Genomic DNA, 12,599 nt, shown 5'->3' on the forward strand with positions numbered 1-12,599 from the left:
CAAGGAGGCTGGACATGATGGAACCCATCTCGTATACAAACTATTCCTGGTCTTATCAGGGAATCGATGGTGCGGTGTCTTCTCAAGAACTGCGCCAGGCACGTGTGATATTACAGAACGAGCTCCAGGAATTGTTGTCCGCTTCCTTGTCGCCGATCGAGTGGTACCAAACGGTAAATGAACTGCATGACCGGATTGCACGGAAAGCAGTAGAGTTATGCATTCAGGGGATGGTTGAGGAAGGCTTCGGCCAACCTCCCGTCCCCTATGCCTTTATCGTATTTGGCAGTTCCGGCAGGGAAGAAGCAACGTTATGGAGTGATCAGGATAATGGCATGATCATTAGCGATACTCCGCATGAAGGTAAAGAGGAATATTTTGCTCAGCTCGGACAGCGAATGACGGATATGTTGGAAGAGCTTGGTTACGCCAAATGCGAAGGCAAAGTCATGTGCTCTGAGCCACTCTGGAGAAAAACGCTGGCGTCATGGAAGCATCAATTAGCAGATTGGAGCTCGGATCTGAATTGGGAGCCCGTTCGTAATCTCATTATTGCTTCAGACATGCGTTTTGTTGCAGGTGAGCAAAGTCTGGCGGAGGAATGGATCACGAGTTTTTATGAACAGTTCAGACTGGTTCCTGAACTTTCGGATGCAGTTCTTCGCAATACGGTTAAACATAAAGCTACATTAAATGTACTTGGACGTGTGGTTACTGAACGATTTGGTGAACATGCAGGCGGATTTGATGTTAAGTATGGTTTGTACATTCCGCTGGTGAACAGTGCACGTTATTTGGCTTTGCAACATGGGATCAAGGAGTCATCGACGTTAAAAAGAATGGAGAGATTGACTTCACTTGAAGCTGTTCCGTTTACATTACTGGATGCATGCCAGCGGGCCTTCTTAGCCGCTTTGAAGTTTCGCCGAAGTACACCGGTTGTCATCCAAGGAGATTTGCAACATAGCAGCGGGTTCCTGGATGAGAAACAGATGAAACAAAAGCAGATTCATTATGAGCTCAGGGATACGCTCGGGTTGGTACGACGAGTGCATCGTGCTTTGCAAAGACAGTTGCGTTTTGCAGAAAGGAGACGTCCATGAGAGAGCCGGCAAGGGGCAATACAGGATTCTGGAATTCGCTGCGTCAGGGAGGGGTTCCTTCCGCCATCGCTTCCATTATGGGAGCCCCTACGGCGCAACACATGGCGTTTATCCGCTCTATGATGAGAGAACAGCGCAGACCTGAGGTTCTGCATACGCCTCTAAATGAGCTGGACGCAGTTGTATTTGATCTGGAAACGACGGGTTTTTCGCCCCAGCATGGGGATGAGATTATCTCATTTGGTGCGGTCCGTATACATGGTGGTGTGGTACTGGAAGGAGAACAGTTCTATACGGTGGTGCAGTCCAAGACTGCGGTTCCGGAACATATTACTGAACTTACAGGTATTACGCAGGAGATGACGCTGGACGCACCAACTTTGCTGGAAGGGCTGCATGATTTCATGTCTTTTGTAGGTGGAAATGTTCTGATTGCGCACGCAAGTGCGCATGACCGAGCTTTTCTGAATGCGGCTCTGTGGCGGACTTCAAAGGTAAGGCTGACACATCGTTTAATCGATACGATGATGTTGGCCCGCTGGCTTGAACCGAGCAGGCCGGGGTATGGTCTGGATGAATTGCTGGAATCCAGAGGCATTCCGATCTATGGGCGTCACCATGCACTGGAAGATTCCAAAATGACTGCACAATTATGGTCCTGTTATTTGGAGGACATGATGCGTAAAAATGTGGAGACCTTGGGTGATTTGTATACCCAGCTAAGTCACGCATAACGGAACGGGAAGCAGATTGTATGAAGGCACAACGCGGTGTGCCGGATCTTGCGGTTTTTTCGAGGGTTCAATCAGATAACCGTTCAGATGCATATGAGATCGCAACCCGCTTGTTAGGTCGGGTGAGCCGATGAGGTACATCTGAAGCAAACCGGCGAAGGCCGGAAGAGCTTGCAAGTCCTCTAAGGAAGGAACAGGCCTAGTCTCCGGATGAGAATGGAAGATACCAATGAGCTTGGGCTCGGAGAATACGCACCGAATCCATTCGGCATCGTCCAGAGTAAAATGGTGCAGCGGGTCAGGTGCTACGTTACGAATGGGCTGAAACCGACTGATTCGTATACCGCCCGCTGCGGTTTCACCCAGCATAACCCCGCAGGCTTCTTGCGGCAGCGAAAGGAACATGTGCTTTGACATCTCTTGTTCTACGGAAGAAGGGATGTAGAAGACGTTTTGCTGCCCGTGAAGTGCTGCCATTTGTATTCACCCCTCTCTCTTTGGCTCCTGCTTAGGCAGGAGTCCTTTTTCATTTTATTTTCTGTAATCCGGATTGTAAAATTTTAAAGGAAAAGGGTACAATAATAAAGAGAACATTTGGCAATCATGTTCTGGTGAACTGTGATAGAGCGTGGTAAAACACTTAGCATGTGCAGAAATTACGGTTTCAGTTTCAATATGCTAATTATATAAAAGGGTGGCTGGTTATGAAACGAAACATATACATACTCCTTGGTGTTGTCTTGCTGGTTGGTATTGCACTGGCCCAGAATGCGGGTGACGGCATTGCAGCCGTCTTTAAGCAGGAAGAACCGATGCCTACAGAGACGGGACCACGTGCGGGTCTTCTGGCACCTGCTTTTTCTCTGACAGCAATGGATGGAAAGACGTACAGTGTGGGCGGTGCCAAAGATAAGGCCACGTTCGTCAGTTTCTGGGCATCCTGGTGTGAGCCGTGTAAGCAGGAAGCTCCAGAGCTGAACAGAATGGCTGCGAAATACAAGGATAAGCTTGACATGTATGGGGTTAATGTAACGTCATACGATAAACTCAAAGATGCCAAAGCTTTTGTGGATGAGTACCAACTGACATTCCCTATTCCCTTGGATGAGAAGGGGACTGTGTATGCTCAATACAATGGGGTGGCTTTTCCAACGAATGTTCTGATTGACTCCAGAGGAGTTATACAGGAGATTGTTCTGGGCATACTGCCCGAAAAAGAGTTGGAGCGTAAGATTGAAAAGTTAATTGCGAATTAATTTTCTGCAAAGAAAGAAGCCTTTGCATCCATGAATCATGGGTGCAGAGGCTTCCTTTTTATTTTCCGGGAAATAAGCTTTAAGAGCCTGTTCAAAAAAAGCCTTTTTTGAACATACACTTTAATGATTACTTATCCCATGAGCAGGAATAGGGAGTGTGCCCGGCTCATCCTGCAATTTTTCTTGAAGCAAAGCATAGCGGAAACTGTGTACAAGAGCTTCCCAACTTGCTTCAATTACGTTCTCGGATACACCAACTGTGTTCCATGTATTTTCCGTATTTTTGGATTCGATCAATACACGAACTTTGGCGGCTGTGGCATCTTTCTCATCCAGTACACGCACTTTGTAGTCTGACAGATGCATATTGGCAAGTGAAGGGAAGTATTGCACCAGCGCTTTCCGAAGCGCATTATCGAGTGCGTTAACCGGACCATTGCCCTCAGCAGCGGTATAAGCGCTTGTTCCAGCGATATTCACTTTGACAAAAGCTTCGGAAACAACAGATTTTCCCGCCGTTTTCTCTACAAGCATTTTGAATGATTCAAAAGTGAACAATTCTTTCATGTCACCGTTCGCTTCACGAATTAACAATTCAAGCGAAGCATCTGCACCTTCGAACTGGTAACCCTGATGCTCCAGGTCTTTAATTTTCTCAATAATCTGACGTGAATTGGCACTGCTTGGATCGAACTCAAGCCCCAGTTCCTGAGCTTTGGATACAATGTTACTTTGTCCGGCAAGTTCCGAGACCAGCACACGTTGTTTGTTACCAACCAGTTCAGGCACGATGTGTTCATAGGTACGGGAATCCCGCAGGATGGCAGAGACGTGAATTCCACCTTTGTGAGCAAAAGCAGCATTGCCGACATAAGGCTGATTAATCGGCATATTTACATTGGCAATTTCGCTAACATAACGAGCCACGTTTGTAAGTTGTCTCATGGAATCCTCAGTAACACATTCATAGCCAAGTTTCAGTTGCAGGTTCGGGATGATGGACGCGAGATTGGCGTTACCGCAACGCTCTCCATAACCGTTCATTGTTCCTTGAACCTGACGGGCTCCGGCTTGTACAGCGCTGAGTGTGTTGGCTACAGCCAGTTCACAATCATTATGTGTATGGATGCCGAGATGTGCATGAGGCAGGCTTCTATGCAGTGTGGATACGATCTCATGTACCTCGTTTGGCATGGTCCCGCCGTTGGTATCACACATGACGAGCCAGTCCGCTCCAGCTTCGTGAGCCTTGGTCAAGACCGCTTGAGCATACTCTGGGTTATGTTTGAATCCGTCAAAGAAGTGTTCTGCATCAAAGATCACTTCCATACCATTTTGTTTCAGATAGGCGATGGAATCATAGATCATGGACAAGTTTTCTTCCAATGTAGTCTGCAAAGCGGTATGCACATGGAAGTCCCATGATTTACCGACCAGGGTTGCAGCCTGAGCACCAGATTCGATCATGCGCTTCAGGTTGGCGTCTTCACTAGCAACGCTGCCTTTACGGCGGGTACTGCCAAAAGCAACAACCTTTGCGTTCAGGTTTAATTCCTTGACTCTTTTGAAAAACTCAATGTCCTTGGTATTGCTGCCGGGAATTCCGCCTTCAATATAATGGACACCCAGGTCATCAAGCTTCTTGGCAATTTTGAGTTTGTCGTCTGCCGATAAGCTGACACCCTCCCCTTGTGTGCCGTCACGTAAAGTCGTATCGAAGATGGAAATGGCCTTTGACATGAAGATCCTCCTTTGAGATAAAGCGCTCTTTTAAAAGATTGGATTGTAAGTTGGGAAAGCTGTTAAGTACGTTAGTGGACGAATCCTTCGATTCGGCAACGCTACACTGTGTTAAATTGGGTGCGCTGATTTGTCCTAAAGTCGTCAATTTGTATAATTAATTATTATAGCACCATTATAGCCAAATGCTACATAGAAATCGCAGTTTCATGTAACAATTAACGGATTTTAGAGCAAAAAGAAGGATGTTAATGATAATCCGGATGTATGTTATAATTTATTATTGAGTTTTAATTGGAATATATGGAAGAAAAGGAGGGTTGATTTTGAGTTTTGTATGGGAAAATACGGTTATTGCGCTGATCACATTGATCCTTTTTGTGAGTGTAGGCTGGTTAATTATTCGGTCTCTGATCAGTTCTCGCAGAAAATAAATGTTCGTGACTGAATTAACATAACGGGTTTGATATACTATAGAAGAAAGAAATTCGTTTCATTAATTAGTGTGCAAGAAAGGGCGGGGGTTCATGATGTCTTCAGACGGCAATCCTCCAGCGAATGTGGATCAATACTACCCTACAGCCGGACGGGTGATTCTGCATGTCGATATGAATGCTTTCTACTGCTCTGTACATGAAGCCGAGGAACCAGATTTATATAGAGGAAAAGCAACGGCCGTTGCGGGCAGCAGTGAACTGCGAAAGGGTGTAATTGTAACCTGCTCATATGCCGCTCGTAATCGAGGCATCTCAACAGGTATGGTTGTCCACCAAGCCATGAAAAAGTGCCCTGATCTCATTGTGATTCGTCCTGATTTTCATTTATATCGTCAATATTCAAGAGCTTTCATGCAGATTGCGTATAGTTATACCCCTCAACTTGAGGCTACATCCATTGATGAATGTTATCTTGATATTACAGGTTCAAGGCAATTCGGGAATCCAATGGAGATTGCGGAGAGCATTCAGCGTAGAATCAAGGATGAATTGGGGCTGCCATGTTCCATTGGCATTGCACCCAACAAATTATTGGCGAAAATGGCTTCGGATCTGAAAAAACCGAACGGTATCTCCATTTTACGCATGAGGGACGTACCCCGGATTCTTTGGCACAGACCATGCAACGAGATGTTTGGCATTGGCAAAAAAACGGCTGAAAAGCTGAAAAAACTGGGCATTGAAACGATTGGTCAATTGGCCAAGTCGGATGAGAACATGTTGACCGAACTATTCGGAGTTAATGGAACATGGCTCAAAAATTCTGCGAATGGCATTAACCATTCCGCAGTTCACGCGGAACGGGAAGCCAATAAATCCATTGGGCATACAACCACTTTACCGGCGGATGTATCGGATATGAATGAGATTCATCGGGTATTCCTCAATATAAGTGATCAGGTAGCCAGAAGGTTGCGCAAGCACGAAATGTTCAGCCAGGGGATTCAGATTACGATCCGCACACCGGATATGAAGACAATCACCCGATCACGTCTAATGGAAGTTCCTACGGAGGATGCAGCGGTCATTTACCGTGAGGCCTGTAAACTATTTGAGAAGCATTGGGGTAGTGGCAAGCCTGTACGCATGCTCGGTGTGACACTTCAGAACCTGATTCCAAGAGAGGAATCCGCTGTACAGATGGACTTGTTCGAATATGAGCAGAAGCCCAAGAAGGACAATCTGATTCGGATTATGGATCAGTTACGTGATAAATTTGGTGAGAATGCTGTTGTGACCGCAGGTATGCTTGGAGACGATCCTTCCGTGCTGCTTCGTAATCATAAAGTGCGCGGTACTTCCCTGCAAAAAGATAACTTGCAAAGTCTTGATTAAATAGGGGATAATAAAGACTTGTGGTTGCAAAATGATTTGTAATTATCCTTACTTTGTATTAATATGTTTCTAGATAAAAACACTGTACGTTTCGAATTTTAGGAGGAGAGAATGTAAATGAGTAAATATACTTGGGTTGAAAAAGACACATGCATCGCATGTGGCGCTTGTGGAGCAACGGCTCCTGACATCTACGATTACGATGATGAAGGTTTGGCAGAAGTTATCTTTGACGGCGATGCTAACCATGGTATCAAAGCTATTCCAGACGACTTGTTTGACGATATGCAGGATGCATGCGATGGTTGCCCTACAGATTCAATCAAAGTAGCGGATGAGCCTTTCAATAAAGAGGGTTAAGTATTTCTTGCATGAACACAGAGCACGTTCTTTTGTCTTAACGACAAGGGAAGGTGCTTTTTTGTCTTCATTTAACTGTGATCTTATGACCTGTGAATCAAGGACGATTATTGTCGAAAACCCTTTTTTCCACCGGGTACTCAAGTCCTATGGATTCAACGCCTGGTTATGCCGATATATAATGATATACGGAAAAAGGTGAATAGTGGAGGATCGGATGCAAAATACTCATCTAAGAACATATGTCAAGAAACATCCAGACAATAAAATGGCTTGGTACTTGCTTGGAAAGGAGTACTTGGGCGAAGGACAGGAGGCCAAAGCCAATTATTGTTTTCAGCAAGCGGGCGAGGTTTACGAGGCATTTGAACGCAGTAAAGCTCCTGCGGACATCTGGGTGGACTATCAGGAGAAATTGGTGGAGATGTCTGAGCAAAAAGAGAAAAAACAACGTAGACGCAAAATGTGGCTTACGCTGTTCATGCTGCTTGTGCTGGCAGGTCTGCCTCCTGCGGACGCTCCGGGTTTCAGTCGTGAAGCGGCCGATGCACTGTCAGCAGCACTGGAATCCACGGATGAAATCCCTGACCCAGTAGGAGCGGAACAACAGGCTAGGACCGCATCCATTCCCCCAAGTAATGTGTTCACCGCTGCGGCATTTGGTGGAGGCAACCATGGCGAGGCTGCTCTCGCAGCTGCCTGGTCCGGGTCTGGCCCAAAAGTAGAGACTTCGGCTGTACTGGGTATGCAAACCTCGGATGACTGGTCTTTATGGAAGCGAAATATGCCTGTGAAGTACATAGTACAAACCAATACAAGCGGTAAATTAACTGCACAGAGTTATGATGCCAAGCAATGTAACTGTGAACCTCCTGAAGTTACGCCGAAAATCAAAAAGATGGCCTTGGCGTGGACCGCCAAGCAGGAAGCCGCTGCATCATTATCAAGTGCAATCGTTGCCTATCGCAAAAAAAATGACGCTTGGCCCAAGAGTGTAACGCAAATGGCCCAGCCATTTCCGAATAATATTCTGGGCGAGACTGCGCCAGGGATGACTGAGATGTTTCCGAAGCTGTTAGCTTTGCATCAAGGAAAGGCACAGGAAGGAAAGAGCGATTCAAATGGTAAAGAGAGCGGTTCAACATCTTCGAATTCGTCTCAAGGCAAAAATGCCGCTTTTGCAGATACGCTGGGAGGTCAGCCTTTTTTGCAGGAACCGCTGGAGATTGTCATTGATAAGGATAAACATAAACTTGCATTAATCAGTGGGGATACCATTGTTCGTATGTATGATGTGGGACTTGGCGGTGATCGAACACCGGAGGGTTCATTTGTCATTACAGATAAAGTGGTCAATCCGAATGGGCGCTCGAACGGTGAGTTTGGAAGCAGAGGTATGCAGCTCTCGAATACAAATTATGCCATCCATGGGACCAACGAGCCAGACAGTATCGGACTGGATGAGTCCCTTGGATGTGTGAGAATGCGTACAGGAGATGTAGAAGAGTTATTCGCTCTTGCTCCGCAAGGCACTCCGGTACGTATTGGAGAAGATGTACTGCCAGATCTGACGCTTGTTCCAGAAGCAAAGCAGCGTTATCAGCATACGCTTGTTCCAAAGCAGAATAATCCGAACAAAACGTATCACTGGCTGAATTGATCTGTTTGATATGTAGAATCAGATGGATTCAGCCTGAATCATCTACATGTTGGCAATAATGATAAGAGCACCAATGATGATGATCAAGCCGCCTACACTGGCTGCAGTCCATGCAATGGCTTTGCGATTCACTTCTTCTTTCTTTTGCTGTAATGCAGGTGGTTTACGTTTGGGAGCCATGAGTTATTCCTCCTTATTTGGAATAGAACTGGTGTAGAGTAACCATGCTCTCATTGTAAAGAATTCAACTCGTCATTTCCAGTGGGCGGGTGGATTTCTTGTGAGCATTTTGTATTATTCGATTTGTGCTGTCTATGCGCAAACTACTTTCCTTTTTAATAAGAAACAGATAGACTTGTGTGTAGAGTGTTTTTTTACATATGAAAAGACGGAAAACGGCTTTTTGGCGTACCGGAACAGAACGGAGTGAGTGATTTGTTATACAGAAGTCTTGCTAAACCTTTGTTGTTCAAAATGGACCCTGAACAGGCCCATCATCTGATTATTGGCGGCCTTAGTGGCATGGGCAGCATCCGTCCGGTTCCTTCCGGACTGCGTGTGATGTACGGCGTTCGTGAAACGTCTGATCTGGCTGTTGACATGTTTGGGTGTCATTTCCCTACACCTGTTGGTCTGGCTGCGGGTCTGGACAAAAACGGACAGGCCGTAACGGGCTTTTCTTCCATCGGATTTGGATTCATGGAAGTGGGAACCGTGACGCCACTTGCACAACCAGGTAACGATCAACCACGGCTGTTCCGTTTGCCTACAGATGAGGCTTTGGTGAACCGGATGGGCTTCAACAATCTGGGTGCGGAAGCGATGGCAGGAGAACTTTCACGTCTACAGGATCGGCGTATTCCAGTGGCTGTTAACATCGGCAAGAATAAGGCAACGTCTAATGAGGAAGCTCACCTGGACTATTCGAAGTGCATTCAGGCACTATACGATTATGCTGATCTGTTCGTGGTTAATATCAGTTCACCAAATACACCGGATTTGCGTAATCTGCAACATGGGAATGAATTGAAGGAACTGCTCGCTGCGGTTATGAACGAGATGAACGTGCAGCATGCACGAGCGGGCGGAGCTACCAAATCCGTTCTGGTGAAGATCGCACCGGATGTGAATGATCAGGAACTTGAATATATGGTTCGCACAATTGCAGACAGCGGTGTTGCTGGCATTATTGCAACGAACACAACCATCAGTCGTACAGGACTTTCCCACCAACATGCAAAAGAGACTGGCGGTCTGAGCGGTAAACCTCTGCGTGAGCGTTCTACGGAGATTATTCGCCAGATCTATCGTCAGACTGAAGGCAAACTTCCGATCATCGGTTCAGGTGGTATTTTCACAAGTGAGGATGCTTACGAGAAAATTAAAGCCGGAGCAAGTCTGGTCGAAATATATACAGCATTAATCTACGAAGGACCTGAGGTGAATCGGCGCATTCATGCCGGACTGCGTGAGTTACTGCGCAAGGACGGTTATCGTCATATCTCTGAAGCGGTTGGTGCGGAGCATCGTTAAGAAGGAATGTGGATCCCCGGATTGAAAATATAGAAGCATGGAAGAGCGTAAAATGGTTCGGGACTCTTCCCCCCACCAAACATCATGTATAATGGAATAGAACAGGGGACGCTATAGAGACAGGAGGCATAAGCATGGACGGTAGAGACTGGGGTACATTTTTACTTCCTTATGAACAAGCGGTAGAGGAATTAAAAGTCAAGTTTAAGACAATGCGGGCGGAGCTGAAAAAACGGGAAGAGTATGCCCCGATTGAATTCGTTACCGGTCGTGTCAAAAAAATATCCAGTATTCTGGAGAAATCCAGACGACTGAATGTGTCGCTTGATGACGTGGAGACAGGCATTGAGGATATTGCAGGTATCCGTATCATGTGCCAATTCGTAGACGATATCCGTCGGGTTGCCGAATACATTCGAGGCCGCAAGGATCTCACGGTACTCATTGAGAAAGATTATATTACGAATTTCAAAGAGAGCGGCTATCGCAGCTTCCATATGATTATTGAGTATCCCGTTCAGACGGCTCTGGGACAAAAGATCGTATTAGCCGAGATTCAGATCCGGACACTTGCCATGAATTTCTGGGCTACCATTGAACATTCTCTGAGTTACAAATTTCGGGAGAGTTTACCGGATGACATGCGAGCCAGGCTGAAAAAAACAGCTGAGGCCGCTTTTGTACTGGATAATGAGATGTCTGCAATTCGTCTACAGATTTTGGAGGCGCAGAAGGCATTTGAGGATGATTCCAATATCGTCTCAAGAACATTGAATATCATTCATCAATTATACTTCTACCACCTTGTCAGTGAAGCGATTGAAGCACAGAAGCGATTTAACGATTACTGGGAACGGCATGATATGGAAGGGCTCAAAGACTTGCTGGATGACGTGAAGAAACTTCTGAACAACGCCAGAAAGGGCGAAAACCCGGATGAGCATCTATGAGCCACTGTACATTGACTACTTAATCTACTTCAATCGGGATCAGGATTATTTCGAGTGCCATGAGGTGCTGGAAGAATTGTGGCTTGAACGGAACCGGGATTCTCTCTATAAAGGGTTGTTGCAAATTGCGGTTGGTTTATACCACTTCAGGAATGGCAATCTCCGCGGAGGAACGATGATGTTACAGAGCTCACTTGATCTTCTGGAACCTTATCCTGCTACGATTCTGGGCATTGACCTTGGGACTTTGGTACGGGATGTACAGGAAATCGTGAAGGAACTGTCCCAATCAGATATTCAGTCTGTGACTTACAGGGATTTGTCCATACGAATTGTTGATGAGGTCTTAGAACAGGAGATATCTAGAAGATCGCTTGAGCTAAAACCTAATATTCCGCAACGCCGGAGTCCTACCAGAGGGCGAATATACGAAGAGAAGATGAAGGCGATGGATCAGGGTAAAAGTTAAGCTGTTATTAGCGTTAACATCCAAATGAGCATCCCGTGGATATGAAGTTCCATGTATATGAAACACCCCGACGATTCCTGTAAAGGGAAAGATCGGGGTGTTTTTGAATGTTGCGTCATATCCAGATGATTGCAGGTGGCACAGCCTGTCCTTCAACAACTGCGTCTGGTGATACAAGTGCCTGATTGTAGATACTTGTGGAAACTGATCTATCAGTTAGCTTGCTGAAGGAGCGGCACTACCTTTATATTTTTGGAAAAATTGTTTGTAATCATCCAGTGTGTAGCCTTGGTCACTGCCATTCTCTTTCAGTCCGCCAACCATACGGTCTTTCTCGACACCAGCCTCATAATAGACGAGTGTAGGCGTGAACTCGATATTGTAATCGGTCCATCCTGCTTCGAATTCACGCAGATTGAACTGCGGAAGCTCAATACCTTCACTGTCAACCAGTGGCATCAACTGAGGTGTTGTTGCACGGCAATGCGAGCAGTCGGAAGCAAAGAAATAAACAAAAAAGCTGTCTTTGTTATCGATTTTGGCTTTGAGATCAGCGGGTACAATAATTTGTTGATAGTTGGGATCACTAAGTAGCTCGCGTGTAGCTGGATTAAGCTTGGAAGCAGCGATGCCATAAGCATTTTCCACTGAATCCATCTGTTTCTTGGATTGCTGGTCTACGACAACCAGTGCTGCAATCATAATGATTAAAATACCCAGGAATATAAGGATCGCAGCACTTTTCTTTTTCTTCTTGGATTTCATTGGACATCCCCCATCGATCATATCGAAATATAGTTTGGGCAAAAATAAAGGTTGGGATTATATGCATAAACACCCGAATTTTTGCTCAGGAATCAATCTACTTGCCATTATACTACATTACACGCTGTAGTGGAATAGATACGATATGATAGGAAAGCAAAGCTTGGATATGATAAAATAAAACGATATTGCAATCT

Annotated in this window: 13 protein-coding genes; 9 read left to right on the forward strand and 4 right to left on the reverse strand. The window is 45.7% G+C overall.

Annotation, left to right across the window (positions count from 1 at the left end; translation table 11 throughout):
- Nucleotides 1-17: 17 nt before the first annotated feature.
- Complete coding sequence (locus QNO02_RS10110) at nt 18-1,103, forward strand: DUF294 nucleotidyltransferase-like domain-containing protein (RefSeq protein WP_165980264.1); 1,086 nt, start codon at nt 18-20, stop codon at nt 1,101-1,103.
- Complete coding sequence (locus tag QNO02_RS10115; RefSeq protein WP_091032202.1) at nt 1,100-1,837, forward strand: exonuclease domain-containing protein; 738 nt, start codon at nt 1,100-1,102, stop codon at nt 1,835-1,837. The genes QNO02_RS10110 and QNO02_RS10115 overlap by 4 nt, the downstream gene beginning before the upstream one ends.
- Here QNO02_RS10115 and QNO02_RS10120 read toward each other — a convergent pair.
- A complete protein-coding gene (locus QNO02_RS10120; protein WP_091032201.1) occupies nt 1,823-2,314 on the reverse strand; it encodes a M67 family metallopeptidase in 492 nt (163 codons plus the stop codon). The genes QNO02_RS10115 and QNO02_RS10120 overlap by 15 nt on opposite strands.
- A 227-nt stretch (nt 2,315-2,541) precedes the next feature.
- Here QNO02_RS10120 and QNO02_RS10125 point away from each other — a divergent pair, with 227 nt between their 5' ends.
- Nucleotides 2,542-3,093, forward strand: a complete 552-nt coding sequence (locus tag QNO02_RS10125) for a TlpA family protein disulfide reductase (protein WP_091032198.1) — start codon at nt 2,542-2,544, stop codon at nt 3,091-3,093.
- 120 nt (nt 3,094-3,213) lie between these two features.
- Here QNO02_RS10125 and cimA read toward each other — a convergent pair whose 3' ends face one another.
- The gene (cimA, locus tag QNO02_RS10130) at nt 3,214-4,833 is read right to left on the reverse strand and encodes a citramalate synthase (protein WP_100529309.1); all 1,620 of its coding nucleotides are present in this window, start codon (nt 4,831-4,833) and stop codon (nt 3,214-3,216) included.
- 530 nt (nt 4,834-5,363) lie between these two features.
- Here cimA and QNO02_RS10135 point away from each other — a divergent pair.
- The 3 genes from QNO02_RS10135 (at nt 5,364) to QNO02_RS10145 (ending at nt 8,685) form a co-directional block, all read left to right on the forward strand.
- Nucleotides 5,364-6,665: a DNA polymerase IV gene (locus QNO02_RS10135; RefSeq protein ID WP_289392737.1), complete on the forward strand. Its 1,302-nt coding sequence runs from the start codon at nt 5,364-5,366 to the stop codon at nt 6,663-6,665.
- Nucleotides 6,666-6,782: 117 nt separating this feature from the next.
- On the forward strand, nt 6,783-7,025 hold the full coding sequence (locus QNO02_RS10140; RefSeq protein ID WP_091032191.1) for a ferredoxin: 243 nt from the start codon (nt 6,783-6,785) through the stop codon (nt 7,023-7,025).
- Between the two features lie 217 nt (nt 7,026-7,242).
- Nucleotides 7,243-8,685 carry a L,D-transpeptidase family protein gene (locus QNO02_RS10145; protein ID WP_289391920.1) on the forward strand — a complete coding sequence of 481 codons (1,443 nt, stop codon included), beginning with the start codon at nt 7,243-7,245 and terminating at the stop codon, nt 8,683-8,685.
- Between the two features lie 42 nt (nt 8,686-8,727).
- Here QNO02_RS10145 and QNO02_RS10150 read toward each other — a convergent pair whose 3' ends face one another.
- A complete protein-coding gene (locus QNO02_RS10150; RefSeq protein ID WP_017689367.1) occupies nt 8,728-8,865 on the reverse strand; it encodes a hypothetical protein in 138 nt (45 codons plus the stop codon).
- A gap of 255 nt (nt 8,866-9,120) precedes the next feature.
- On the opposite strand from QNO02_RS10150, the gene QNO02_RS10155 reads away from it, so the two are divergent.
- The 3 genes from QNO02_RS10155 (at nt 9,121) to QNO02_RS10165 (ending at nt 11,637) form a co-directional block, all read left to right on the forward strand.
- The gene (locus tag QNO02_RS10155; protein ID WP_289391921.1) at nt 9,121-10,218 is read left to right on the forward strand and encodes a quinone-dependent dihydroorotate dehydrogenase; all 1,098 of its coding nucleotides are present in this window, start codon (nt 9,121-9,123) and stop codon (nt 10,216-10,218) included.
- Nucleotides 10,219-10,352: 134 nt separating this feature from the next.
- Nucleotides 10,353-11,168: a GTP diphosphokinase gene (gene yjbM / locus QNO02_RS10160; RefSeq protein WP_091032183.1), complete on the forward strand. Its 816-nt coding sequence runs from the start codon at nt 10,353-10,355 to the stop codon at nt 11,166-11,168.
- Nucleotides 11,155-11,637, forward strand: coding sequence for a DUF309 domain-containing protein (locus QNO02_RS10165; protein WP_091032181.1), 483 nt, complete (start codon nt 11,155-11,157; stop codon nt 11,635-11,637). Before yjbM ends, QNO02_RS10165 begins: the two co-directional genes overlap by 14 nt.
- A gap of 216 nt (nt 11,638-11,853) precedes the next feature.
- Here QNO02_RS10165 and QNO02_RS10170 read toward each other — a convergent pair whose 3' ends face one another.
- Nucleotides 11,854-12,402, reverse strand: a complete 549-nt coding sequence (locus QNO02_RS10170) for a thioredoxin family protein (RefSeq protein WP_289391922.1) — start codon at nt 12,400-12,402, stop codon at nt 11,854-11,856.
- Nucleotides 12,403-12,599 lie beyond the last annotated feature (197 nt).

The sequence above is a fragment of the Paenibacillus sp. PK1-4R genome (assembly GCF_030369595.1).
Lineage (GTDB): Bacteria > Bacillota > Bacilli > Paenibacillales > Paenibacillaceae > Paenibacillus.

Coding starts and splice junctions, on each gene's coding strand:
- QNO02_RS10150 (WP_017689367.1), bottom strand. CDS start 8,865: ATGGCTCCCAAACGTAAACCACCTGCATTACAGCAAAAGAAAGAAGAA.
- yjbM (WP_091032183.1), top strand. CDS start 10,353: ATGGACGGTAGAGACTGGGGTACATTTTTACTTCCTTATGAACAAGCG.
- QNO02_RS10120 (WP_091032201.1), bottom strand. CDS start 2,314: ATGGCAGCACTTCACGGGCAGCAAAACGTCTTCTACATCCCTTCTTCC.
- QNO02_RS10165 (WP_091032181.1), top strand. CDS start 11,155: ATGAGCATCTATGAGCCACTGTACATTGACTACTTAATCTACTTCAAT.
- QNO02_RS10115 (WP_091032202.1), top strand. CDS start 1,100: ATGAGAGAGCCGGCAAGGGGCAATACAGGATTCTGGAATTCGCTGCGT.
- QNO02_RS10140 (WP_091032191.1), top strand. CDS start 6,783: ATGAGTAAATATACTTGGGTTGAAAAAGACACATGCATCGCATGTGGC.
- QNO02_RS10110 (WP_165980264.1), top strand. CDS start 18: ATGGAACCCATCTCGTATACAAACTATTCCTGGTCTTATCAGGGAATC.
- QNO02_RS10170 (WP_289391922.1), bottom strand. CDS start 12,402: ATGAAATCCAAGAAGAAAAAGAAAAGTGCTGCGATCCTTATATTCCTG.
- QNO02_RS10125 (WP_091032198.1), top strand. CDS start 2,542: ATGAAACGAAACATATACATACTCCTTGGTGTTGTCTTGCTGGTTGGT.
- QNO02_RS10135 (WP_289392737.1), top strand. CDS start 5,364: ATGTCTTCAGACGGCAATCCTCCAGCGAATGTGGATCAATACTACCCT.
- QNO02_RS10145 (WP_289391920.1), top strand. CDS start 7,243: ATGCAAAATACTCATCTAAGAACATATGTCAAGAAACATCCAGACAAT.
- cimA (WP_100529309.1), bottom strand. CDS start 4,833: ATGTCAAAGGCCATTTCCATCTTCGATACGACTTTACGTGACGGCACA.